Genomic DNA, 23,616 nt, shown 5'->3' on the forward strand with positions numbered 1-23,616 from the left:
CTGCACGTACCAAGGATCCCCCGCAATGACGACTCCAGCCAACTTCAACGGCGCCGCACCGGTCATCGACCCCGACCAGGCCGCCATGCTCCTGATCGACCACCAGAGCGGCCTGTTCCAGACCATCGGCGACCTTCCCTTCACCACGGTGCGTGCGCATGCCGCGGCCCTGGCGAAGATGGCCAGCCTGGCCGGGTTGCCGGTGATCACCACCGCCTCGGTTCCGCAGGGCCCCAACGGCCCGCTGATTCCGGAGATCCATGCCAACGCCCCACACGCGCAGTACGTGGCACGGCGCGGCGAGATCAACGCGTGGCACAACCCGGATTTCGTCGCCGCGGTGAAGGCCACCGGGCGCCGCCAGCTGATCATCGCCGGCACCATCACCAGTGTCTGCATGGCCTTCCCGGCGATCGCGGCAGTGGCCGACGGGTACCAGGTATTCGCGGTGGTCGACGCCTCGGGCACGTACTCCAAGATGGCGCAGGAGATCACCCTGGCCCGCGTCGCGCAGGCCGGCGTGGTGCCGATGGACACCGCCGCGGTCGCCTCCGAGCTGCAGCGCACCTGGCATCGCGAAGATGCCGCGCAGTGGGCGGAGATCTACGGCCACATCTTCCCCGCCTACCAGCTGCTCAGCGAGAGCTATGCCAAGGCGCGCGACGTGGAGCAGCACGGCGAAGTGCTGGATTCCCAGCGAGATTGACGCACCCCTGACCTCCGTGGCGGTGGTCGTTGCCATCGCCATGACCCGGCCGCCCGGCGGCCTCCCCATGCCCAGGAGTATTTCCCATGGCAAGCGAACCCATCCGTGATCCTGTCACCGATCACCTGCTGACCCCGCAGAACGCCGCCTTCATCATCATCGACTACCAGCCGGTGCAGGTGAACTCGATCGCCTCGATGGACCGGCAGTTGCTGGTCAACAACATCGTCGGCACCGCCAAGGCCGCCGTCGCCTACGGGCTGCCGATCGTGCATTCCACGGTCAATGTGCGCAGCGGCCTCAACAAACCGCCGATTCCGCAGCTGCGCAAGGTGCTGGCCGACCATCCCACCTACGACCGCACCACGATCAATTCATGGGAAGACACCGCATTCCGCGAAGCGGTGCAGGCCACCGGGCGCCGCAAGCTGATCATGACCGCCCTGTGGACCGAAGCCTGTCTGACCTTCCCCGCCCTGGATGCCCTGAAGGAGGGCTACGAGGTGTACGTCGTGGTCGATGCCGTTGGCGGCACGTCCCTGGCCGCGCATGACGCGGGCCTGCGCCGCATAGAACAGGCCGGCGGCAGGATGATCAGCGTCCCGCAGCTGTTCTGTGAGCTGCAGCGCGATTGGCAGCGCCAGGACACGGTGCCGGCGTTCATGGATCTTTTCATCCAGACGGGCGGCACTGCCGGTATCCAGTTCTCCTACGATCGCGAATGAGCGACGCAACGGCCACGCTCCCGCGTGGCCGTTGGGCGGGCATCAATCGTGCAACGCCTTGGCGTGATGCGCGATGTGCTCGCCGATGAAGCTGCTGATGAAGTAATAGCTGTGGTCGTAACCGGGCTGCAGGCGCAGCGTCAGCGGGTGACCGGACGCGGTGCAGGCGGCCTGCAGCCACTGCGGCTGCAGCTGGCTGTCCAGGAACTCATCGCCACCGCCCTGGTCGACCAGCAACGGCAGGCGCTCGGTGGCCGTGGCGACCAGCTCGCTGGCATCCCACGCTGCCCAGCGGGCGCGGTCCTCGCCGAGGTACGCGGCAAAGGCCTTCTGGCCCCACGGCACACGGGTCGGCGCGACGATCGGCGAGAACGCCGAGACGCTCCTGTAGCGACCGGGATTCTTCAACGCGATCACCAGTGCCCCATGGCCGCCCATCGAGTGACCACTGATGCTGCGCGCGCCCGTCGTCGGGAAATGCGCCTCGATCCATGCCGGCAGTTCCTCCGCCACATAGTCGTACATGCGGTAGTGCGCGGCCCACGGCTGCTCGGTGGCGTTGAGATAGAAGCCGGCGCCCTTGCCCAGGTCATAGCCCTCGGCATCGGCGACGTCATCGCCGCGCGGGCTGGTATCCGGCGCGACCAGGATCACGCCATGCTCGGCGGCGTAGCGCTGCGCACCCGCCTTGGTGATGAAGTTCTGTTCGTTGCAGGTCAGTCCGCTGAGCCAGTACAGCACCGGCAGCTTCTGCGTTGCGGCCTGCGGCGGCAGATACACGGCGACGTTCATGTCGCAGCCCAGCACCTGCGAAGTGTGGCGGTACACGTCCTGCCAACCGCCGGACGCGGCGCGGTGTTCGATGCGTTCCATGGTGATTCTCCGTAGGGGCGGCGCGGATCACGCGCCGCCCTCAGTGATTCAGAAATGCACGACCGAGCGGATCGACTTGCCTTCATGCATCAGGTCGAACGCGTCGTTGATTTCGTCCAGGCCCATCGTGTGGGTCACGAACGGGGCCAGTTCGATGTCGCCCTTCATGGCATCTTCGACCATGCCCGGCAGCTGGCTGCGGCCCTTGACGCCACCGAAGGCGGTGCCCTTCCACGAGCGGCCGGTGACCAGCTGGAACGGACGGGTCGAGATTTCCTGGCCCGAGCCGGCCACGCCGATCACCACCGATTGGCCCCAGCCACGGTGCGCGCATTCCAGCGCCGCACGCATCACGTTGACGTTGCCGATGCACTCGAAGGTATGGTCCACGCCCCACGTGGTCATCTCGACGATGACCTGCTGGATCGGCTTGTCATGGTCCTTCGGGTTGATGCAGTCGGTCGCGCCGAACTGCCTGGCGAGTTCGAACTTGTTCGGGTTGGTATCGATCGCGAAGATGCGGCCGGCCTTGGCCTGGCGCGCGCCCTGGATCACCGCCAGGCCGATGCCACCCAGGCCGAACACCGCCACCGAATCGCCTTCCTGCACCTTGGCGGTGTTGTGCACTGCGCCGATGCCGGTGGTCACGCCGCAGCCGAGCAGGCACACGTGCTCCGGGTTGGCGTCGGGGTTGATCTTGGCCAGCGAGACTTCGGCCACCACGGTGTACTCGCTGAAGGTCGAGCAGCCCATGTAGTGGTAGATCGGCTCGCCGTTGTAGCTGAAGCGGGTGGTGCCATCGGGCATCACGCCCTTGCCCTGGGTAGCGCGCACGGCCACGCACAGGTTGGTCTTGCCCGAGGTGCAGAACAGGCACTCGCCACACTCGGCGGTGTACAGCGGGATCACATGATCGCCCGGCTTGACGCTGGTGACGCCCTCGCCGACCTCGACCACGATGCCGGCGCCTTCGTGGCCGAGCACGGCCGGGAACAGGCCTTCCGGATCATCGCCGGACAGCGTGAACGCGTCGGTGTGGCAGACACCGGTGTGGGTGATTTTTACCAGCACTTCGCCTTTCTGCGGCGGAGCGACATCGATCTCGACGATCTTGAGCGGTTCGCCAGCGGCGAAGGCAACGGCGGCACGGGATTTCATGGGGAGCACTCCAAGGCAGGGAACAAGGATGGGCAGTACGCGGTCGCCCGCATACTCATTTCAGATAGGACCGGATCAGCATGCTCATCTCGCGCACGCGCTCGTCGCGCTGCGCATCGGATTGAGCGGGCTGCCCGAACTCTTCGCGCAGATGGGCTTCCATCACTTCGGACATCAGCCCGTTGACGGCACCGCGGATCGCGGCGATCTGCTGCAGCACCGGCCCGCACTCGGCGCCGGCGTCCAGCGCGCGGTCGAGCGCATCGCACTGGCCGCGGATCCGACGGACCCGGGCGAGCACGCGCTTTTTTTCCTGCGGCGAATGGGGCATGGGAGCGAGGCCGGTTAACTATACTGGGGGTGAGTATACAGGACCGGCGGAATCGGGATCATTGACAGGCTGCCCCCCCCCCGGGCACGGAAGCATCCACGCATGGCGTGGATCTACCCGTGATTGCGGTGGTTCAACGAAGGGTTCATGGCATCGCGTGCAGCGCAGCGGAATGCGTCAGAACGCCGCCTTCCTCAGTGCTGCCGGGCCTTGCGGTCGTTTCGCCAGGCCAGGCACAACCGGACCCCCAGCAGGGCGGCGAACGCCACGACCACGCCCTTGACCAGCGGCACCGACGCTGCGCCGGGCTGCGGCCAGAACGCCAGCCACACAAAGGCGGCGGCCAGGCCGCTGTAGGCCAGCAGCAGCAACCACTTGGCGGCACGCGCGGAGAACGGCAAGGCAACGGCGGGCGCCGCCGCCAACAGAGCGGCCGCTACGGTGACCGTCCAACGGGCGCCGATCATCATGGCGATAGTGACCGCGACGCAGACCAGAACCAGTGCGCCGATGATGACGAAATACGCCAGCAGCCAGGAAACAAGCAGGTCGAACAGCTTCCGATTGTGCATCCCTTCCATGTGCCATCTCCTTCTGGTCATACCGCGATGTGATCGCTGCGGGGCGCCCACGAGGCCTCCGCTCGCGAAACCAGCCTACCCAACGGGGACGCGTGCGACCAGTGCAGGCCTCTCCCGCCGGTGTTACCCCCGCAGCAGATCAATGAACGCCCGCAGCGCGGACGACATCTGCCGCTGCCGCGGGTAATACACCGCGAAACCGGCAAACGGCTCACTCCAGTCCTCCAGTACCGCAACCAGCCGACCATCATCCAGATACGGACGCGCGGAATCCTCAAGCACATAGGCGAGGCCAAGTCCGTCCACCACCGCCTGCAGGATGGTGTTCTGATCGCCGAGGGTGAGTCGCCCCGGCACATCGATTTCCAGCGCCTGGCCATCGCGTTCGAACTGCCACTTGTACAGATGGCCGCTGGCGAAGCGGAACCGCACGCACTCGTGGCGGATCAGATCGCGCGGATGCCGGGGTATCTCGCGTCCTTCAAGATAAGCCGGCGCACCGACGATCAAGCCGCGCAGCGCAGGGCCCAGCGGCACGGCGACCATGTCTTCGGGGACCGATTCGTGCAGGCGCACACCGGCGTCGTAACCGCCGGCGACGATATCGACCAGACCGTCATCCTGGGCCAGCTCCAGACGCACATCCGGATGGGCCAGCAGGAACTTCGCCAGGCGCGGGCCGAGCTGGGTCTGGACCGCAGCGCGGGTGGCATTGATGCGCAGCAGACCGGCCGGTGCGGCACGGAAATGGTTCATCTCCTCCAGCGCGTCATGCACCTGCCCCAGCGCAGGCTGCAGGCGCTCGAGCAGGCGCTGGCCGGCTTCGGTGAGGGCGACGCTGCGGGTGGTGCGATGGAACAGGCCCACGCCCAGGCGCTCTTCCAGCGCGCGGATCGCGTAGCTGACCGCCGAGGTGGACAGCGCCAGCTCGGCGCCGGCCTTGCGGAAGCTGCGGTGGCGCGCCACGGCGGCGAAGGCGGCCAGATGGGTCAGGTTGTCAGTGGCCATGATTATCCCGTTTCACTTGATGAATCATGCCGATATCCTGACTGTCTGTGCACGGGATCGGGGCGTATTGTAAAGCGCCTTTCTACAAACCTGCCAAGGATTCCCCATGTCCCTCGCCCATGGCTATGCGGTGCACGACCAGACCGCGCCGCTGGTGCCGTTCTCCTTCGAACGTCGCCCGGCCGGTCCCGATGACGTCCGCATCGAGATTCTCTTCAGCGGCATCTGCCACTCCGATCTGCACCAGGCCCGCGACGACTGGGGCGGCGCCATGTTCCCGATGGTGCCCGGCCACGAGATCATCGGCCGCGTGACCGAGGTCGGTGCCAATGTGACCCGCTTCAAGGTCGGCGACTTCGCCGGCGTCGGCTGCATGGTCGATTCGTGCCGCCACTGCGCGGCCTGCGATGAAGACCTGGAGCAGTACTGCGAGAAGGGTGCCACCTACACCTACAACAGCACCGAGCGTGACAGCGGCCAGCCGACCTTCGGTGGCTACTCCGACCACATCGTGGTCGAACAGCGTTTCGTGGTGAAGGTGTCCGAGACGCTGGACCTGAAGGCCGCCGCGCCCCTGCTGTGCGCCGGCATCACCACCTATTCGCCGCTGCGCCACTGGAAGGTGGGCCCTGGCCAGAAGGTCGGCGTGATCGGTCTGGGTGGCCTGGGCCACATGGGCGTGAAGTTCGCCAAGGCGATGGGCGCCACCGTGGTGATGATCACCACCACCCCGGAAAAGGGTGCCGATGCCAAGCGTCTGGGCGCCGATGAGGTGCTGGTCTCGCGCGATCCGGCGCAGATGAAGGCGCATGCCGGCAGCTTCGATTTCCTGCTCAACACGATCCCGGTCGGGCACGACACCAACCCGTACATGGCGCTGCTCAAGCGCGATGCGACGATGTGTCTGGTCGGCGTGCTGACCGAGCTGGACCCGCCGCCGACCGGCGTGAGCGTGATCTTCGGCCGCAAGCACATCACCGGCTCGGCGATCGGCGGCATGGCCGAGACGCAGGAAATGATGGACTTCTGTGCCGAGCACAACATCGTCAGCGATGTGGAAGTGATCGACATCAAGACCGTCAACGAGGCCTGGGAGCGCATGGCGAAGAATGACGTGCGCTACCGCTTCGTGATCGACATGGGCACGCTGGAAAAAGCGGCCTGATCCTTCCGCACAGGCATGAAAAAACCCCGGTAATGCCGGGGTTTTTTTTCAGCTGTACGCGTGTGGTCGAGCAGTCCAGGCGCCGCATGGATCCTGCTGTGTATTCGCCCGGGTCTGTCGCGACCGTGAGGGTCCCGTAGCAGCCGGTAGCCCCCTGGCGCAAATGTCCCCCGGCCGCGGGCGGCCTCCTCCTTTATTTTGCCCAGGAGCCTACCGGCTGCTACGGGGCTCGGCTTGCGGTAAGGAGGGGAAGCCAGTTTTTTCTGGCGCTGTCGGTGGGCCGGGCGCTGGGCGCCCATGCCCTTGGAGGCGAAATACAGGAGGAGGGGGCGGCCGCAGGCCGACGCCGGAGGACATTCGCCGGAAAGGGCATGGGCGCCCAGTGCCCGACCCACCGACTACCGCTTTCGCCCACTCAGTACGCGAATTCCTTGAACACCGGATCGATGTTGCCGTTCCATTCGCCATGGAACAGCGCCAGCTTGCGATCGGCCGGGGTCAGCCCGGAATCGACGATCTCCTGCAGCACCTCCAGGAACTTGCTTTCATCCTGGCCATCGGCGTTGCGCGCGGCGCGGCGCTTGAGGCCGGCCACGGCGATCTTGAGTGCCTCGCGCGACAGATCGAGCACCGTGCCATTGCGGAACGGCAGCTTCAGCCCATGGCGCGGCACGCCATCACGCAGGACGTTGCGCTCGACCAGGCTGAAATCGCGGACCAGGTCCCACGCGGCGTCGAGCGCGGCATCGTCATACAGCAGGCCCACCCAGAATGCCGGCAGCGCGCACAGACGGCTCCACGGGCCCGCATCGGCGCCGCGCATTTCCAGGTACTTCTTCAAGCGCACTTCCGGGAAGGCAGTGGTCATGTGATCGGACCAGTCGCGCAGCGTGGGCAGCTGGCCCGGCAGCACCGGCAGCTTGCCGACCATGAAATCGCGGAAGCTCTGGCCGCTGGCATCGTGGTACTTGCCGTCGCGGTAGGAGAAGTACATCGGCACGTCGAGCAGGTAATCGACGTACCGCTCGTAACCGAAGCCGTCTTCGAAGACGAAGTCGAGCATGCCGGTGCGGTCGTTGTCGGTGTCGGTCCAGATGTGCGAGCGGTAGCTCTGGTAGCCGTTGGGCTTGCCCTCGGTGAACGGCGAATCGGCGAACAGCGCGGTGGCGATCGGCTGCAGCGCCAGCGACACGCGGAACTTCTTCACCATGTCCGCTTCGGTGGCGTAGTCCAGGTTGACCTGCACCGTGCAGGTGCGGGTCATCATGTCCAGGCCGAGCGTGCCGACCTTGGGCATGTACTCGCGCATGATCTTGTAGCGGCCCTTGGGCATCCACGGCATCTCATCGCGCGTCCACTTCGGCTGGAAGCCCATGCCGAGGAAGCCGAGCTGCAGTTCGCCGGCGACCTGCGCCACCTCGTTGAGGTGGGTGCCGGTTTCCACGCAGGTCTGGTGGATGGTTTCCACCGCCGCGCCGGACAACTCCAGCTGGCCGGCCGGTTCCAGGGTCACCGAGGCGTTGTCGCGCAGCAGCGCGATGGTGCGTCCGTCTTCCTGCACCGGATCCCAGCCGAAGCGGGTCAGGCCGTTGAGCAGCGCTTCGATGCCGCGGTCGCCGTCGAAGGTGGGCGGCCGCAGGTCATCCAGGCGGAAGCCGAACTTCTCGTGCTCGGTGCCGATGCGCCACTGCGCCTTGGGCTTTTCGCCGGAGGCCAACGTGGCGACCAGTTCATTACGGTCGGTGATCGGCGTCTCGGCGACGTGGCTGGGGCTCGACAAGGGGAGGCTCGCAGAATTCTGGTCAGGGCGGGGATGTGGGGTTCGCGCCCCCGCATCGCAAGGGCGCACTATATCGTGGCGTCCCCTGCCGTCGTGTCACCGTGACGGTTTTCAGCATCCTACTGGCATGGGCTTGACGCTGCCCTGGCCCTAAACTGAGCCCCATGAGCAGATCCCGACACCCGGAAGTCCACCGCTCCGACCGTGTCGGCTGGCTGCGTGCCGCCGTGCTCGGCGCCAATGACGGCATCGTCTCGGTGGCCGGCCTGGTGGTCGGCATCGCCGCCAGCGGCACCTCGGCCTCGACGATTCTGGCCACCGGCATCGCCGGGACCGTGGCCGGCGCGATGTCAATGGCGGCCGGTGAGTATGTCTCGGTGCAGTCCCAGGCCGATACCGAGCTGGCCGACCTGGCGGTGGAAAAGCGCGAACTGCACGAAGACCCGCACAGCGAGCTGGAGGAGCTGGCGGCGATCTACCGCCACCGCGGACTGAGTCCCGCGCTGGCGCATGAAGTCGCCACCCAGCTCACCGCGCACGACGCGCTCGGCGCCCACGCCCGCGATGAGCTGGGCATCACCGAGGAGCTGCGCGCGCGCCCGATGCAGGCGGCGCTGGCTTCGGCGGGCGCGTTCGTCAGTGGTGCGGCGTTGCCGGTGCTGACCGCCCTGCTCGCCCCGCATGCCATCGTCGGCCAGGCGACCACCGTCGTCACGCTGCTGGGACTGTGCCTGACCGGCACCCTGGCCGCGCATGCCGGCGGCGCCTCGCGCCTGCGGGGCGCGCTGCGCGTGACCTTCTGGGGCGCGATCGCGATGGCGGCGGCCGCCTTGGTCGGCCAACTGTTCAACGTGGCGGGCTGAGCGATGTCCGTCCCGATCGATACCACCACCTCCCTGCTGGCGACCCTGGCCAGCCTGGCGGACTGCCAGCGTGCGGACGGCTACGCCTGCATCACCGCGCGCCGCGAGCATGGCGCCTCGTCGGTGGAGATTCCACAGCCGCAGTTCGCGATCCTGCTGCAGGGGCGCAAACAGGTGCGCACCGCGCAGCAGTCCCTGGAATTCGCGCCGGGCGATCTGTTCCTGATCACCCGCCGCTGCCGCATCGATGTGGTCAACATTCCCGATCCGCACAGCGGCCTCTACCTCAGTGCGATCGTGCCGATGTGCGCCGAAGCGCTCACGGCCGCGCGGGCGCTGTGGAACGAGCCGCTGCCCGAGGCCGGCGACGCACTGGCCCGGCTGCCGCTCGCCGAACATGGCGCGACCCTGCTGCAGTGGCGGCAGGCACTGGAACACGGCCGGTACACCGAAGCACGGCTGGCCCTCGCGTCACTTGCGGTGGCGTTCTGCCGGCGCGGGCACGGCAGCCTGCTGGTTCCCCCCGAGCCCAGCCTGGGTGAGCGCATCCGCGATCTGATCGCCGCCCAGCCCGAGCGCGACTGGCAGTCGCGCGATTTCGAAGCGCAGCTCGGCCTCAGCGGTGCGACGCTGCGCCGGCGGTTGGCCAGCGAGCAGTCCAGCGTGCGCGAACTGATCACCGATGCACGGCTGGCGCATGCCATGGGCCTGCTCTACACCACCCGCCTGCCGTTGAAGACGGTGGCCGCGCGCGTCGGCTACCGCTCGCTGGGCAGCTTCAGCAAGCGCTTCGTCGAGCGCTACGGGTTGGAACCGGCGGCGATCGGCAACAGCTGAGCACGAGCGGATCGCGCGGCATTCTGAGCGGAACGCAGTCCGCAGGACGCGCAGCATGGGGACACCGCGGCGCCGCCGCCCTGTACGGAATCCGTCATGTCCTTCCCCCGCGTTCGTATGCTCGCCACGGCCCTGCTGCTGGCCGCTGTCGCCGGCCCCGCACTGGCCACCACCACGCACGCCCCGCGCGAGCAGGTGCCTGGCGTGTATCACCAGCAGATCGGCACACTGCAGGTCACGGCGTTGTTCGATGGCACCGTCGCACTGGGCCGACAGGCGCTGGTCGGGATCGCGCCCGGCGCGGTCACCCGGCTGCTCGATCACCGCTATGTGCCCGAAGATGGCAAGGGCCTGCAGACCGCCGTCAACGCGTACCTGGTGCAGCAGGGCGATCACCTGACCCTTGTCGATACCGGCACCGCGCAATGCTTCGGGCCCGGGCTGGGCCAGGTGCTGGGCAACCTGCGCAAGGCCGGCTACGACCCGGCCGAGGTGGATGATGTCGTCCTGACCCACGCCCATCCCGACCACCTGTGTGGCCTGCTCGATGCGCAGGACAGGCTCGCCTACCCCAATGCCACGGTGTGGCTCTCGGCCGCCGATGCCGCGTATTGGCTCGACCCGGCCAGCGAAGCGACCGCGCCGCAGGGCGTGCGCTTTGCCTTCGCGTTGGCGCGCAAGGCAGTGGCGCCGTATGCGGCGAGCGGGAAATTGAAGCGCTTTGCGCCTGGCGACCACTTGCCGGCCGGCATCACCGCATTGGACAGCCATGGGCATACGGTCGGCCATGTGTCCTATCGCATCGATGGCGGCGCCGGCCAGCAACTGCTGGTCTGGGGCGACCTCGTGCATTTCCACGCGGTGCAATTCGCGCAGCCGCAGGCGTCGTTTGAAGCGGACAGCGACCGCGCGGCCGCGATCGCCAGCCGGCGCCGGATGATGGCGCAGGCAGCGGATCAGGGCTGGTGGGTGGCGGGCGCGCACCTGCCGTTCCCCGGGCTGGGGCATGTGCGTCGCGAAGGTGAGGCGTTTGCCTGGGTGCCGGGCGAATTCGCGCCGTTGCCGGCGGAATGAGGGAACACGACCGCGCCCTACAACGGGCGGCAGGCGCATTCCGGTAGTGCCGGCCGCTGGCCGGCACCCGATACATCTGATGGAAAGAGCAGCCGGCCAGCGGCCGGCACTACCGGCGCCGTGCGGCCCATTGGACCGCAGCAACGCCGGGGGTCAGGTGGCTTCCGGCGCCGGCTTGTTCAGGCCCAGCCAGCCGCCGATGATCCCACGGGCTTCATCCACGCCCTGGCGGGCGGGGCCGGAGAAGGTCTGCACGCTGACGGTATCGCCGAAGGACGACTGCAGCTCCTTGCGCACCTTCTGCAGGGCGATGCCCTGCTGGCCACGGCCGAGCTTGTCGGCCTTGGTCAGCAGCGCGTGCGCCGGCAGGCCGCGCTGCACCGCATAGGCGAGCATCTGGCGGTCGTAGTCCTTCAGCGGGTGACGGATGTCCATCACCACCACCAGGCCACGCAGGGCCTCGCGGGTACGGAAGTACTGGTCGATGAAGGCCTGCCAGTGCGCCTGCAGGTCCAGCGGGACCTTGGCGTAGCCGTACCCGGGCAGATCGACCAGCTTGGCCCCCGGGGTGACCTCGAAGAACACCAGCTGCTGGGTGCGGCCGGGGGTCTTGGAGACCCGGGCCAGGCTGTTCTGGCGGGTCAGGGCGTTGAGGGCACTGGATTTGCCGGCGTTTGAGCGACCGGCAAAGGCGACTTCCGCGCCCACGTCGTCCGGCAATTGCCGGGTGTTGTGGGCCGAAAGCAGGTATTGGGCGCGTTCGAGGAGCAATGACATGGGTATAGGATCGCATGTCCGGGCCCGATCCGCGCTGCCCGCGCTCGGTTTTGCTGCACCCTGCGTTGACCGTGGCGTGAAACGGCGTTGATAATCGGGCGATCCCCCGTGGTTGCGGTCCCGCAACCGCCAGGCCGGTCCACACGGAGCTTCCGCATGCGCCATGCTCGCGTTCTTGCCGTTTCCGCACTTGCTGTCTCGCTGCTCGCCGCCGTTGCCGTTGCCCAGACCTCGATCACCCCGTTGCCGGACAACGGGCCGATCAAGACCGCCTCGCTGGAGGTCGATTTCAGCAAAACCACCTGGGGCGACCCCAAGGCCGGGCAGACCAAGGCCGCAGCCTGCGCGGCCTGCCATTCGGCCGATGGCAACTCCACCGTGGAGATGTACCCGAGCATCGCCGGCCAGAGCGAGCGCTACAGCGCCCAGCAGATGGCCCTGATCGCCAATGGCCAGCGCACCTCCGGGGCCTCGGCGGCGATGGTGCCGTTCGTGCAGGACCTCACCCCGCAGGACATGCGCGACATCGGTGCCTACTTCGCCACGCAGAAGGCCACCGCCGGCATCGCCGACGATGGCGCCGTGACCGACGGCCCGTACGCGGGCAAGAAGTTCTTCGAGATCGGCCAGCAGCTGTACCGCGGCGGCGATGCCGAGCGCGGCATCCCGGCCTGCATGGCCTGTCACGGCCCGACCGGCGCCGGCAATCCGGGCCCCGCCTACCCGCACATCAGCGGCCAGCACTCGGCCTACGTTGCCCGTCGGCTGCAGGAGTACCAGGCCGGGACCACCCAGGAAACCGACAAGGCGCACTTCCAGATCATGGCCACGATCGCCAAGTCGCTGACCGAGCAGGAGATCCAGGCCCTGGCCAGCTACCTGCAGGGCCTGCACAACCGGGCCGATGATGTCGCCGCTGCGGCCACCGTTGCCGGGGGCACGCAGGCACCATAACCACCGCCCGCACCGCAGCGCATCCCCTTGGTCGGATGACAGATGCGACCGCCGTGGCTGGCGGGGTATGTTCACTGCCACGCCGGCGACTGGGCCGGCGTCGTTTTTTCTGTATGGAGATGGATGTAGATGACGTTGATGCCCCGCCTGATGTTGTTGCTGCTGGCCCTGAGCCCGTTGAGCACCCTCGCCGCCACCCCGACCCCACTGGTGGAAGGCAAGGATTACGAACGCATCGCCGATGCCGGCCCGTTCGCGCCGCTGGCCGGCAAGGTCGAAGTCGTGGAGATGTTCGGCTACACCTGCCCGCATTGCGCGCACTTCGAGCCGCAGCTGGAAGCCTGGGCTGCCAAGCTGCCCAAGGATGTCCGCTTCACCCCGGTGCCGGCCGCTTTCGGGGGCGTATGGGATTCGTTCGCCCGCGCCTACTACGCCGCCGATCAGCTGGGCGTCGCCAAGCGCAGCCACCGCGCCATGTTCGATGCCCTGCATGAGAAGGGCTCGCTGCCGATGCAGAACGTCTCGCCGGATGAACTGGCTGCGTTCTACCAGGGCTTCGGCGTGGCCCCGCCGCAGTACATCGCCGCGCTCAAGAGCGATGCGGTGGACGCCAGGGTGAAGGCTGCCCGTGCCTTCGCCCTGCGCACCAAGGTGCCCGGCACGCCGACGCTGATCATCAATGGCGTGTACCTGGTCAAGGGCGACTCGTTCGAGGCCATGCTGCGCAACGCAGATGCCCTGATCGCCCGTGTGCGCAGCGGCAAGGCGCTCTGACAGCGCTCGCTGAACCATCACGCACCGTGCACGCGGGACGCTCGTTTCCGCGTGTCATCATGCTTCCCTGGCCGATGCTCCCAGCATCGGCCCCAACATGCTCATCCGCTGGAGATGCTTCGATGAAGACCCGTTTCGCCATTACGCTCATGGCCCTGCTGCCGATCCTGGCCGCCTGCAAGGCCCAGGACGGTACCGCCAACACCACCGCCCCGGCCGAACCGGCCGCGCCGAGCAGCACCCCGGCCACCGAAACGGCCACCCCGACCGAGCAGGCCCCGGCCGCCAGCGGTGAAACCGCCGCCGCCGAGACCGCCGCTGCCGAAGCCACCACCCCGGCGCCCGCCCCGGCCTCCTCGCGCCCGACCGGCCCGGAGCCGGTTGCCGGCACCGACTATGTGGTGATCGAAAACGGCCAGCCGTTCCAGCCGGCCACCGGCAAGATCGAAGTCGCCGAAATCTTCGGTTACGTGTGCCCGGCCTGCGCGGCGTTCCAGCCGCTGATCGGGCCGTGGAAGGCCGGCCTGCCGAGCGATGTCAATTTCGTCTACGTGCCGGCGATGTTCGGCGGCACCTGGGATGACTACGGCCGTGCGTTCTACGCCGCGCAGGCGATGGGCCTGCAGGAAAAGACCCACGAAGCCATGTACGCCGCGATCCACGCCGAGCAGAGCCTGAAGGGCGAGCGCGGCCGTGATTCGGTCGAGGACATCGCCAACTTCTACGGCAAGCACGGCGCCGACCCGAAGCAGTTCGCCGCGATGATGGGCAGCTTCGCCGTCAATGCAAAGACCAACTCGGCCAAGCAGTTCGCCCAGCGCAGCAAGATCTCCGGCACCCCGTCGGTGATCGTCAACGGCAAGTACCTGGTCAAGGGCAAGGGCTTCCCGGACATGCTGCGCATCGCCGATCACCTGATCGCGCGCGAACGCGCCGGCAAGGCCAACTGATCCAGCACCAGCGAACCGTCGTGAATTCCCCCCACACGCGGACCCTGCGCCTGCTGACGGCCAACATCCAGGCCGGTTCGAGCACCCGCCGCTACAGTGACTACGTGACCCGCAGCTGGTCGCATGCACTGCCGGCCGGGCGCAAGCGAACCAGCCTGGATGCCATCGCGCAGATGGCCCGTGAGCACGACATCGTCGGCCTGCAGGAGGCCGACCCCGGCAGCCTGCGCTCGGGCTTCACCAACCAGACCCACTATCTGGCCGAGCGCGCCGGCTTCAATTACTGGAGCCACCAGCCCAACCGCCGCATGGGCGGGGTCGCGTCCAGCGCCAACGGCCTGCTCAGCAAGCTCGAGCCGGTCGAGGTCCAGGACCACGCCCTGCCCGGCCGGATCGGCGGGCGCGGCGTGCTGCTGGCCAAGTTCGGTGAAGGCAGCCAGGGCCTGGCCGTCGCGGTGGCGCATCTGTCGCTGGGGACCAATTCGCGCATGTCGCAGTTGGCCTTCATCGCCGATCTGCTCTCCGAGCATCCCAACGCGGTGCTGATGGGCGATTTCAACTGCCTGGCCGAACGTCCGGAAATGCAGGTGCTGTACCAGAAGACGACACTGCAGCCGCCGGGCTGCGTGGTGCCGACCTTCCCCAGCTGGCGCCCGGACCGGGCGATCGACCACATCCTGCTGAGCAACGGCCTGCAGCAACGCAGTGCCGAGGCGGTGCCGGCCGCGTTCTCCGATCACCTCGCCCTGGCGATGTCGATCGACGTGCCGAGCAGCGCGCTGCGCTGACCCCTGTGCACCCGCCGCCCTTGCGCGGCGGGCCTCGCAGCGGCGTAAACAGGCTGTCCACAGCGCCTGTGCGATAAATCCCGCCGTCTGCCGCTCCGGCACCGGGAGTATCCCCCACCCCATGAGTACCGTGGAGCCGCCTCTGTCCGAGGTGCGCACGCTTCGACCCGTGTTCCTGCTTGCCGCCACGATCGTGGCGGCATTCGCCATTCTGGTCACCGTGTTTCCGATCGATGCCGGCGTGATGCTGCTCGATGCCCAGACTTGGGCGTCGCGCAATGTCGGCTGGTATTACCTGCTGGCGATGACCGTGTACCTGGTCTTCGTGGTCGGCGTGGCGCTGTCCGGCTATGGCAACGTCAAGCTGGGCGCGGACCATGACGAACCGGAATTCAGCTATCTGTCCTGGGCCGGCATGCTGTTCGCCGCAGGCATCAGCATCACCCTGTTCTTCTTCTGCGTCTCCGAGCCGCTGACCCACTACCTGCTGCCGCCGCAGGGCGGCACCGGCAGCGGCGAGGCCAGCGCGCGCCAGGCGATGCAGCTGCTGTTCCTGCACTGGGGCCTGCATGGCTGGGGCGTGTTCGCGCTGGCGGCGATGGCGCTGGCCTACTTCGCGTACCGCCACAACCTGCCCCTCGCGCTGCGCTCGGCGCTGTATCCGCTGATCGGCAAACGCATCAACGGGCCGATCGGCTACACCGTGGATGCGCTGGGCATCGTGGCCACCGTGTTCGGCCTCGGCGCGGACATGGGCTTTGGCGTGCTGCATCTCAACGCCGGCCTGAACACCCTGTTCCCGGTGCCGCACGCGGCCTGGGTGCAGGTCGGGCTGATCGTGCTGATGATGGGTGCGGCGATCACCGTGGCCGTCTCCGGGGTCGAGAAGGGCGTGCGCTGGATGTCCAACATCAACATGCTGCTGGCGATCTCGCTGCTGCTGTTCATGCTGTTCGCCGGGCCCACCCAGTACCTGCTCAACGCCTTCATGCAGAACATGGGCGACTACCTGGGCAACGTGGTCGGCAAGAGTTTCGATGTGTACGCCTATGGCGGGCGCCCGGACTGGCTGGGCAACTGGACGGTGTTCTACTGGGCCTGGTGGATCGGCTGGGCGCCGTTCGTGGGCCTGTTCATCGCGCGCATCTCGCGCGGCCGCACCATCCGCGAGTTCGTGCTCGGCGTGCTGCTGATTCCGCTGGGTTTCACCCTGGCGTGGCTGTCGATCTTCGGCAACAGCGCGCTGGACCAGATCCTGCATCACGACCAGGTGCATCTGGCGCAGATGGCGGTGGAGAACCCACCGACCGTGCTGTACGCGCTGCTGGAAAGCTACCCCTGGAGCCGCACCGTGATCGCGGTCACGGTGATCGTCAGCTTCATCTTCTTCGTCACCTCGGCCGACTCGGGCACGGTGGTGCTGTCCACGCTGTCCTCGCAGGGCGGCAATCCGGAAGACGACGGCCCGCGCTGGCTGCGCGTGTTCTGGGGCGTGATGACCGGCCTGGTCACCGCCGGGCTGCTGCTGGCCGGCAGCATGGACGCGCTCAAATCCGCGGTGGTGCTGGCCTCGCTGCCGTTCTCGGTGGTGCTGCTGCTGATGCTGTGGGGGCTGACCCGTGCGCTGGGCGAAGAGTCGCAGCGCAAGAAGGCCTCGCAGTACTCGCCGATCCCGTTGATCGGGCAATCGCGGCATCAGCGCGGCTGGCGCCAGCGCATCACCCAGGCGGTGCATTTCCCGGTACGCGACGAGGTGTACCGGTTCATGGACACCGATGTGAAGCCGGCGATCGAAGCCGTCGCCGCGCAGCTGCTCGAACAGGGCCTGGACGTGCAGACCAAGTTCGAGCCGGGTCACATGGAGCTGCTGGTGGACCATGGCGAACAACAGGTCTTCACCTACCAGGTGATCATGCGCGGCTACCTCACGCCTTCGTTCGCCGCGCAGCGCTTCCGCAACCAGCGTTACTACCGCGCCGAAGTGCACCTCTATGAGGGTGGACAGGACTACGAGCTGTTCGGCTACAGCCGCCAGCAGATCATCAACGACATCATCGATCAGTACGAGCGTCACCTGCAGTTCCTGCATCTCACGCGTTGACGCACTGATCTCCCGCTGCAAAGGAGTCATCGACATGCCTACCCTCCCCGACCAGCTGCTGTACATCGGCGGCCGCTACGTTCCTTCCCAGGGCGGAAAGACCTTCGAGGTCATCAACCCCGCCAACGGCGAGCTGCTCGCCAACGTCCACAGCGCCAACAGCGACGATCTCGACGCTGCGGTGGAGAGCGCCCAGGCCGGCCAGAAAGTGTGGGCCGCGCTGACCACCGTGGAGCGCTCGCGCATCCTGCTGCGCGCGGTCGAACTGCTGCGCGAGCGCAACGACGCACTGGCCGAGCTGGAATCGCGCAACACCGGCAAGGCGTTGAGTGAAACGCTGAGCGTGGACGTGGTCACCGGCGCGGACGTGCTGGAGTACTACGCTGGGGTCATGCACGGGCTGGAAGGCAGCCAGGTGCCGCTGCGCGAGAGCAGCTTCTTCTACACCCGGCAGGAACCGCTGGGCGTGGTCGGTGCGATCGGCGCCTGGAACTACCCGATCCAGATCGCGCTGTGGAAGGCCGCCCCGGCGCTGGCCGCCGGCAACGCGATGATCTTCAAGCCCAGCGAGGTCACCCCGCTGACCGCGCTGAAGCTGGCGGAAATCTTCACCGAGGCCGGCCTGCCCGATGGCGTGTTCAACGTGCTGCCCGGCGATGGCGCCGGCGTCGGCTCGGCGCTGACCGAGCACCCGCTGATCGAGAAGATCTCCTTCACCGGCGGCACCGCCACCGGCCGCAAGGTGATGGCCAGTGCGTCCAGCTCCACGCTCAAGGACGTCACCATGGAGCTGGGTGGCAAGTCGCCGCTGATCATCTGCGACGACGCCGATCTGGACCTGGCCGCCGACGTGGCCATGATGGCCAACTTCTACAGCTCCGGCCAGGTCTGCACCAACGGCACCCGCGTGTTCGTGCCGCGCGGCAGGCTGGCCGCGTTCGAAGCCAAACTGCTGGAGCGGGTCAAGCGCATCCGCATCGGCGATCCGCTGGCCAAGGACACCAACTTCGGCCCGCTGGTCAGCGCCGCGCACATGCAGCGCGTGCTCGAGCACATCGCCAGCGGCAAGGCCGACGGCGCGCGCCTGGTCTGCGGCGGCGAACGGCTGACCGAAGGCGCGCTGGGCAAGGGCTGCTACGTGGCGCCGACCATCTTCAGCGATTGCCGTGACGACATGCGCATCGTGCGCGAGGAAATCTTCGGGCCAGTGATGAGCCTGCTGGCCTACGACGACGAGGACGAGGCAGTGCGCCGCGCCAACGATACCGATTACGGCCTGGCCGCCGGTGTGGTGACGCCCGACCTGGCGCGCGCACATCGGGTGATCCACCAGCTCGAGGCCGGCATCTGCTGGGTCAACAGCTGGGGCGAGTCGCCTGCGCAGATGCCGGTGGGTGGCTACAAGCAGTCCGGTGTCGGCCGCGAGAACGGGCTGGCCACGCTGCGCGCCTACACCCGCACCAAATCCATCCAGATCGAGCTGGACCGCTACGCGTCGGTGTTCTGAACCGGCCTTACCCAGGAGACACCGCGATGAAGCGCGAATACGACTACATCATCATCGGCGCCGGTTCGGCCGGCAACACGCTGGCCGCGCGACTCACTGAAGACGCCGGCGTCAGCGTACTGCTGCTGGAAGCCGGCGGCCCGGACTACCGGCTGGACTTCCGCACCCAGATGCCGGCCGCGCTGGCCTATCCGCTGCAGGGCCGCCGCTACAACTGGGCGTATGAAACCGAACCGGAACCGTACATGGACAACCGGCGCATGGAGTGCGGCCGCGGCAAGGGCCTGGGGGGCTCCTCGCTGATCAACGGCATGTGCTACATCCGCGGCAACGCGATGGACTTCGACCAATGGGCCAGCTTCGACGGCCTGGAAGACTGGAGCTACCACGACGTGCTGCCCTACTTCCGCAAGGCGGAAACCCGCGACATCGGTGCCAACGATTACCACGGCGGCGACGGTCCGGTCAGCGTGGCCACCCCGAAGAACGGCAACAACGTGCTGTTCCACGCGATGGTCGAGGCCGGCGTGCAGGCGGGCTACCCGCGCACCGACGACCTCAACGGCTACCAGCAGGAAGGCTTCGGCCCGATGGACCGTACCGTGACCCCGCGCGGGCGACGCTCCAGCACCGCGCGCGGTTACCTGGACATGGCCAAGGACCGCGAGGGGCTGGAGATCGTGGTGCATGCCACCACCGACCGCATCCTGTTCGCCGGCAAGCGCGCCGTGGGCGTGCGCTACCTGGCCGGCAACAGCGCCGAGCCGATCGATGCCACCGCGCGCCGCGAAGTGCTGCTGTGCGCCGGTGCGATCGCCTCGCCGCAGATCCTGCAGCGCTCCGGCGTGGGCGCGCCGGCGCTGCTGGCCGCACTCGGCGTCCCGCTGGTGCACGACCTGCCCGGCGTCGGCGAGAACCTGCAGGACCACCTGGAGGTGTACATGCAGTACGCCTGCAAGAAGCCGGTCTCGCTGTATCCCGCACTGCAGTGGTGGAACCAGCCGGCGATCGGCGCGGAGTGGCTGTTCAACGGGACCGGCATCGGTGCCAGCAACCAGTTCGAAGCCGGTGGTTTCATCCGTACCCGCGAGGACTTCGACTGGCCGAACATCCAGTATCACTTCCTGCCGGTGGCGATCAATTACAACGGCACCAACGCGGTCAAGGAACACGGTTTCCAGGCACACGTCGGCTCGATGCGCACGCCCAGCCGCGGCCGCGTGCACGCGAAGTCGCTGGACCCGCGCGAGCACCCTTCCATCCTGTTCAATTACCAGTCCACCGACCAGGACTGGCAGGAATTCCGCGATGCGATCCGCATCACCCGCGAGATCATCGCCCAGCCCGCGCTGGACGAGTACCGCGGGCGCGAAATCAGCCCGAGTGCCGAGTGCCAGACCGATGCGGAACTGGATGCGTTCGTGCGCGCGCATGCCGAGACGGCGTATCACCCGTCGTGCTCATGCGCGATGGGCACCGACGCGATGAGCGTGGTCGACGGCCAGGGCCGCGTGCATGGCATGGAAAGCCTGCGCGTGGTCGATGCCTCGATCATGCCGCGGATCATCACCGGCAACCTCAACGCCACCACGATCATGATCGCCGAGAAGATCGCCGACCGGATCCGCGGGCGTGCCCCGCTGCCGCGCAGCACCGCGGCGTACTACGTGGCCGGGGACACCCCGGCACGGCGCTGAGACCGCAGCGATCCACCGGTAGGCGCCGACCGTTGGTCGGCGCGCTGGCTACGGCATCGCGATCACGCCGGCGCGCCCGGCACCGCGGGCACCGCCCGTTTCGCGGTCACCGTGCTGCCCACCGACGCCACCACCGTGCAGCCGATCGCCGCCCACTGCAGCGGGGTCAGGTGTTCGGCCAGCAACCCCATCGCCAGCAGCGCCGCGACCGCCGGCTCCATGCTGATCAGGATGCCGAAGGTCTCTTTCGGCAACCGCTTGAGCGCCATCATCTCCAGTGACATCGGAATCGCGCTGGACACGATCGCCACCCCGAGGCCGAACAGCAGGATCTTCGGATCCAGCAGCGCCATGCCCGCGTGCGCCACGCCCACCGGCACCACCACCACTGCCGCCGCGCACAGACCCAGCGACACGGTATGCCCGGCCGGCAGATGCCCGGCGCGCTTGCCGAAGATGATGTACATCGCCCAGCACACGGCCGCGCCGAGGGCGAACATCACCCCGGCCGGATCCAGCGGCTCGCCATGGCCCAACGGCAGCAGCAGCAACAGCCCGACCAGCGCACAGCCGACCCACACAAAGTCGACCGGCCGCCGCGAGGACCACATCGCCACCGCCAACGGCCCGCAGAATTCGATCGCCACCGCGATGCCGAACGGGATCGTGCGCAGGGCCATGTAGAACAGCAGGTTCATCACGCCGAGCGTGATGCCGTAGCGGATGATCGCGCCGGCATCGGCACGCGAGGTGGTCCAGCGCCACGGCCGGAACACCATCAGCAGCACCAGCGCCGAGAACCCCACGCGCAGTGCGCTGGTGCCCTGCGCGCCGATCACCGGGAACAGCTGCTTGGCATACGAGGTGCCCACGGCCAGCGAGGTGACCGAGCCGAGCACGGCCAGGGCGGGAAAGAAGGACGAGAGGCGGGAGGTCGACATCCGCACAGGATATGGCGGATCGTCGCCAGAGATTCCCCTGGCGGGCGGATCCGCGTCAGCGCGTTGCCGACAACGCCGCGTCGAACAAGGCCGTCGCTTCCTTGATCGCGGCCGCGTGCGTGGCCTGCTTGGCCGCCGTGACCTGGCAGAGTGCGCCGACGCGTGTCTGGCCCAAGGCGGTGCAGCTGGACAGAAAATCGTAGTGCCCGACGGCTGGCAAGGTGGTCAGCCTCGCCTTCGGAAGTGTCGTGGCCACGATGTCGCTGTTGGTCGCAGGCGACGCCACCGCATCCGCCGCACCGACGACGATCGACACCGGCTGCGTTACCTTCTCCAGTTCTTCAGGTGCGAAGGCCTGCACCATCGCCGGCGCGATGAGGAACACTGCGCCCACGCCTGCGATGGCGCGATCGTCCCCGGCCCGGGCAACCCACGGCGCCAGTTCCGGCGTCGCTGCGGCGGTCAACCGGCGCGCCAGCGTCAGCGTCGGGTTCTCCGCCTGGGGCGCGCAGACCCCGTCGGCGGGATGCGCGCGGCAGAACGCCAGCAGCCGCTGCACATCCGGGCGTGCACCCCCGGCGACCAGGGCAGTGAACCCACCCGCCGAATAGCCCGCGATGCCCAGCCGCGTGCTGTCGATGTCCGTCGCCAGCGCGGGGTCGGCCTGTACGGCGGCCAGTGCGGCCGCGAGGTCATCCACGCGATTCCACATCAGGATGCTGCCCGCCTCGGTCATCGGGTCCACGCCGTTGTTGCCGGGATGATCCACCGCGATCACCACATACCCTGCGCGCGCCATCGCGGTGCCAAACCAGCCCATCATCCGTGCGCTGCCGCCGTTGCCGTGCGAGAGCAGCAGGACCGGCCAGCGTCCTTTGGCCATGGCGGCATCGGCGGCGGCCGTGCCCACCTCGAACAACGGCGCGCCCGGCGGGCCGATCGTCAGCGCGGTTTCCTGCGTACCGGACCGGGCCGGGTACCACACGGTATAGCGCACGCTGTCGCGGTGGTCGGCATCGCGCACGGCCGCACTCGGCGTATGCGCGATGCCGTGGCGCTCTCCGACCGGCGGCGCGGCGGCCGAGGCGAACGTGGGCAGGCAGAGCCACAACAGCGCGGCGCAGCAACGGGCGGTCATTCGCATGGGTCGATCTCCTTGGGGGGCAGCGTGTCGGCCAGGGGCAGCCATATCTCCACCCCGCCGTGGCCGCTGCGGTCATCGAAGCGCGCGTCATAGCGCTCCAGGTCCGGTGCATCGGCGAGGGTCAGGCCGGAGCCCGGCAGATAGTCGTTCAACAACCAGAACCAGGTGGAACGGATCGCCGAGATGTGCCCGGCGTGCCAGGCGACCAGGTAATCGCGGGGCGCGATCGAGATCGCCTGCCAGCCTGCGGGCACGGGTGCGTCGGCACGGACCTCCACCCCGGCGATGTAGTCGAAGCCGCCATCGGCATCATTGTTGCCGCACACCCCATAGGCGATCTCCGCGCCCAGGCCATGCGCTTCTTCCAAGCGCTGCCACTGCGAGGGAATCGATGCGACGGTCGCGGACGTATGGCGTGCACCGATACCGGCGACGCGCAGGGCACCGCGGTACGCGCGATGCGGCTCGATCATGCAGGGGGTGGCGGCGTCGTCCAGCTTCAAGGCCTCCACCAGCGTCAGACCACCCAGCCCCTGCTCGCGGACCTGCTCGGGCGAGCGCCCGAACTGCTCGGAGAACGCGCGGGTAAATGCCGCGTGCGAGCCGTACCCGGCGACCATCGCGACACCGAGGATGTCACCGGCGCCGGCCGCCAGCTGGCGTGCGGCCTCGGTCAGCCGGCGCCCACGCAGATAGCGCACCACCGAGGTGCCGGTGCCGAGCTGGAACAGGCGCGAGAGATGGAACGGGGACAGCCCGACCACGCCGGCGATATCGGCCAGCGACGGGTTTTCAGCGAAGTGGCTTTCGATGTACCACAGGGCCCTGCGTGCCGCACCCATGCCGCCAGATCCATGCCGATGAACGGGTCCGCAGCGTAAC

The 23,616-nt window shown here is 67.8% G+C and carries 23 protein-coding genes; 13 read left to right on the plus strand and 10 right to left on the minus strand.

The window, feature by feature from the left end; translation table 11 throughout:
* Positions 1-25 precede the first annotated feature (25 nt).
* On the plus strand, positions 26-706 hold the full coding sequence (locus tag ABE424_RS07520; RefSeq protein WP_346478863.1) for an isochorismatase family protein: 681 nt from the start codon (positions 26-28) through the stop codon (positions 704-706).
* 86 nt (positions 707-792) lie between these two features.
* The gene (locus tag ABE424_RS07525; RefSeq protein ID WP_346478862.1) at positions 793-1,431 is read left to right on the plus strand and encodes a hydrolase; all 639 of its coding nucleotides are present in this window, start codon (positions 793-795) and stop codon (positions 1,429-1,431) included.
* 42 nt (positions 1,432-1,473) lie between these two features.
* On the opposite strand, the gene fghA is transcribed toward ABE424_RS07525, so the two are convergent.
* The 5 genes from fghA to ABE424_RS07550 form a co-directional block, all read right to left on the minus strand.
* Positions 1,474-2,304 (minus strand): S-formylglutathione hydrolase, encoded by an 831-nt coding sequence (fghA, locus tag ABE424_RS07530; protein ID WP_346492781.1) that lies wholly within the window; start codon positions 2,302-2,304, stop codon positions 1,474-1,476.
* Positions 2,305-2,352: 48 nt separating this feature from the next.
* Positions 2,353-3,462 carry an S-(hydroxymethyl)glutathione dehydrogenase/class III alcohol dehydrogenase gene (locus ABE424_RS07535; RefSeq protein WP_346492780.1) on the minus strand — a complete coding sequence of 370 codons (1,110 nt, stop codon included), beginning with the start codon at positions 3,460-3,462 and terminating at the stop codon, positions 2,353-2,355.
* Between the two features lie 55 nt (positions 3,463-3,517).
* Positions 3,518-3,793, minus strand: coding sequence for a metal/formaldehyde-sensitive transcriptional repressor (locus ABE424_RS07540; RefSeq protein WP_179460080.1), 276 nt, complete (start codon positions 3,791-3,793; stop codon positions 3,518-3,520).
* Between the two features lie 194 nt (positions 3,794-3,987).
* On the minus strand, positions 3,988-4,374 hold the full coding sequence (locus tag ABE424_RS07545; protein ID WP_346492779.1) for a hypothetical protein: 387 nt from the start codon (positions 4,372-4,374) through the stop codon (positions 3,988-3,990).
* A 123-nt stretch (positions 4,375-4,497) separates the two neighbouring features.
* A complete protein-coding gene (locus ABE424_RS07550) occupies positions 4,498-5,382 on the minus strand; it encodes a LysR family transcriptional regulator (RefSeq protein ID WP_121039764.1) in 885 nt (294 codons plus the stop codon).
* A 106-nt stretch (positions 5,383-5,488) separates the two neighbouring features.
* Here ABE424_RS07550 and ABE424_RS07555 point away from each other — a divergent pair, with 106 nt between their 5' ends.
* Positions 5,489-6,547 carry an NAD(P)-dependent alcohol dehydrogenase gene (locus ABE424_RS07555; protein ID WP_346489664.1) on the plus strand — a complete coding sequence of 353 codons (1,059 nt, stop codon included), beginning with the start codon at positions 5,489-5,491 and terminating at the stop codon, positions 6,545-6,547.
* Positions 6,548-6,962: 415 nt separating this feature from the next.
* Here ABE424_RS07555 and ABE424_RS07560 read toward each other — a convergent pair whose 3' ends face one another.
* A complete protein-coding gene (locus ABE424_RS07560) occupies positions 6,963-8,327 on the minus strand; it encodes a glutamate--cysteine ligase (protein WP_176988216.1) in 1,365 nt (454 codons plus the stop codon).
* Between the two features lie 164 nt (positions 8,328-8,491).
* Here ABE424_RS07560 and ABE424_RS07565 point away from each other — a divergent pair, with 164 nt between their 5' ends.
* From ABE424_RS07565 to ABE424_RS07575, 3 genes are all read left to right on the plus strand, one after another.
* Positions 8,492-9,190, plus strand: a complete 699-nt coding sequence (locus ABE424_RS07565) for a VIT family protein (protein WP_346492891.1) — start codon at positions 8,492-8,494, stop codon at positions 9,188-9,190.
* Between the two features lie 3 nt (positions 9,191-9,193).
* Positions 9,194-10,027, plus strand: coding sequence for a helix-turn-helix domain-containing protein (locus tag ABE424_RS07570; protein WP_346492890.1), 834 nt, complete (start codon positions 9,194-9,196; stop codon positions 10,025-10,027).
* Positions 10,028-10,123: 96 nt separating this feature from the next.
* The gene (locus ABE424_RS07575; RefSeq protein ID WP_346492889.1) at positions 10,124-11,101 is read left to right on the plus strand and encodes an MBL fold metallo-hydrolase; all 978 of its coding nucleotides are present in this window, start codon (positions 10,124-10,126) and stop codon (positions 11,099-11,101) included.
* Between the two features lie 153 nt (positions 11,102-11,254).
* Here ABE424_RS07575 and yihA read toward each other — a convergent pair whose 3' ends face one another.
* A complete protein-coding gene (gene yihA / locus ABE424_RS07580; RefSeq protein ID WP_176988212.1) occupies positions 11,255-11,878 on the minus strand; it encodes a ribosome biogenesis GTP-binding protein YihA/YsxC in 624 nt (207 codons plus the stop codon).
* 156 nt (positions 11,879-12,034) lie between these two features.
* On the opposite strand from yihA, the gene ABE424_RS07585 reads away from it, so the two are divergent.
* The 7 genes from ABE424_RS07585 to betA all read left to right on the plus strand — a co-directional run bounded on the left by ABE424_RS07585 (position 12,035) and on the right by betA (position 20,649).
* Positions 12,035-12,832: a c-type cytochrome gene (locus ABE424_RS07585; RefSeq protein WP_346492888.1), complete on the plus strand. Its 798-nt coding sequence runs from the start codon at positions 12,035-12,037 to the stop codon at positions 12,830-12,832.
* Between the two features lie 129 nt (positions 12,833-12,961).
* Positions 12,962-13,606, plus strand: coding sequence for a thiol:disulfide interchange protein DsbA/DsbL (locus ABE424_RS07590; RefSeq protein ID WP_346492887.1), 645 nt, complete (start codon positions 12,962-12,964; stop codon positions 13,604-13,606).
* 122 nt (positions 13,607-13,728) lie between these two features.
* On the plus strand, positions 13,729-14,556 hold the full coding sequence (locus ABE424_RS07595; RefSeq protein ID WP_346490495.1) for a thiol:disulfide interchange protein DsbA/DsbL: 828 nt from the start codon (positions 13,729-13,731) through the stop codon (positions 14,554-14,556).
* A gap of 50 nt (positions 14,557-14,606) precedes the next feature.
* The gene (locus ABE424_RS07600) at positions 14,607-15,344 is read left to right on the plus strand and encodes an endonuclease/exonuclease/phosphatase family protein (RefSeq protein ID WP_346478937.1); all 738 of its coding nucleotides are present in this window, start codon (positions 14,607-14,609) and stop codon (positions 15,342-15,344) included.
* Between the two features lie 121 nt (positions 15,345-15,465).
* The gene (gene betT, locus ABE424_RS07605; protein WP_179460069.1) at positions 15,466-17,445 is read left to right on the plus strand and encodes a choline BCCT transporter BetT; all 1,980 of its coding nucleotides are present in this window, start codon (positions 15,466-15,468) and stop codon (positions 17,443-17,445) included.
* 34 nt (positions 17,446-17,479) lie between these two features.
* Positions 17,480-18,952, plus strand: a complete 1,473-nt coding sequence (gene betB / locus ABE424_RS07610) for a betaine-aldehyde dehydrogenase (protein WP_346492886.1) — start codon at positions 17,480-17,482, stop codon at positions 18,950-18,952.
* A 26-nt stretch (positions 18,953-18,978) separates the two neighbouring features.
* A complete protein-coding gene (gene betA / locus ABE424_RS07615) occupies positions 18,979-20,649 on the plus strand; it encodes a choline dehydrogenase (protein WP_346492885.1) in 1,671 nt (556 codons plus the stop codon).
* 62 nt (positions 20,650-20,711) lie between these two features.
* Here betA and ABE424_RS07620 read toward each other — a convergent pair whose 3' ends face one another.
* Genes ABE424_RS07620 through ABE424_RS07630 form a run of 3 tightly spaced genes read right to left on the minus strand, consistent with a single transcriptional unit; the run spans position 20,712 to position 23,576 of the window.
* On the minus strand, positions 20,712-21,590 hold the full coding sequence (locus ABE424_RS07620; protein WP_346492884.1) for an EamA family transporter: 879 nt from the start codon (positions 21,588-21,590) through the stop codon (positions 20,712-20,714).
* A 55-nt stretch (positions 21,591-21,645) separates the two neighbouring features.
* Positions 21,646-22,734, minus strand: a complete 1,089-nt coding sequence (locus tag ABE424_RS07625; protein WP_346492883.1) for an alpha/beta hydrolase — start codon at positions 22,732-22,734, stop codon at positions 21,646-21,648.
* A complete protein-coding gene (locus ABE424_RS07630) occupies positions 22,725-23,576 on the minus strand; it encodes an AraC family transcriptional regulator (protein WP_346492882.1) in 852 nt (283 codons plus the stop codon). Before ABE424_RS07630 ends, ABE424_RS07625 begins: the two co-directional genes overlap by 10 nt.
* Positions 23,577-23,616 lie beyond the last annotated feature (40 nt).

The organism is Stenotrophomonas sp. TWI1149 (genome assembly GCF_039673155.1).
In the GTDB taxonomy this organism is placed as follows: domain Bacteria; phylum Pseudomonadota; class Gammaproteobacteria; order Xanthomonadales; family Xanthomonadaceae; genus Stenotrophomonas; species Stenotrophomonas maltophilia_AA.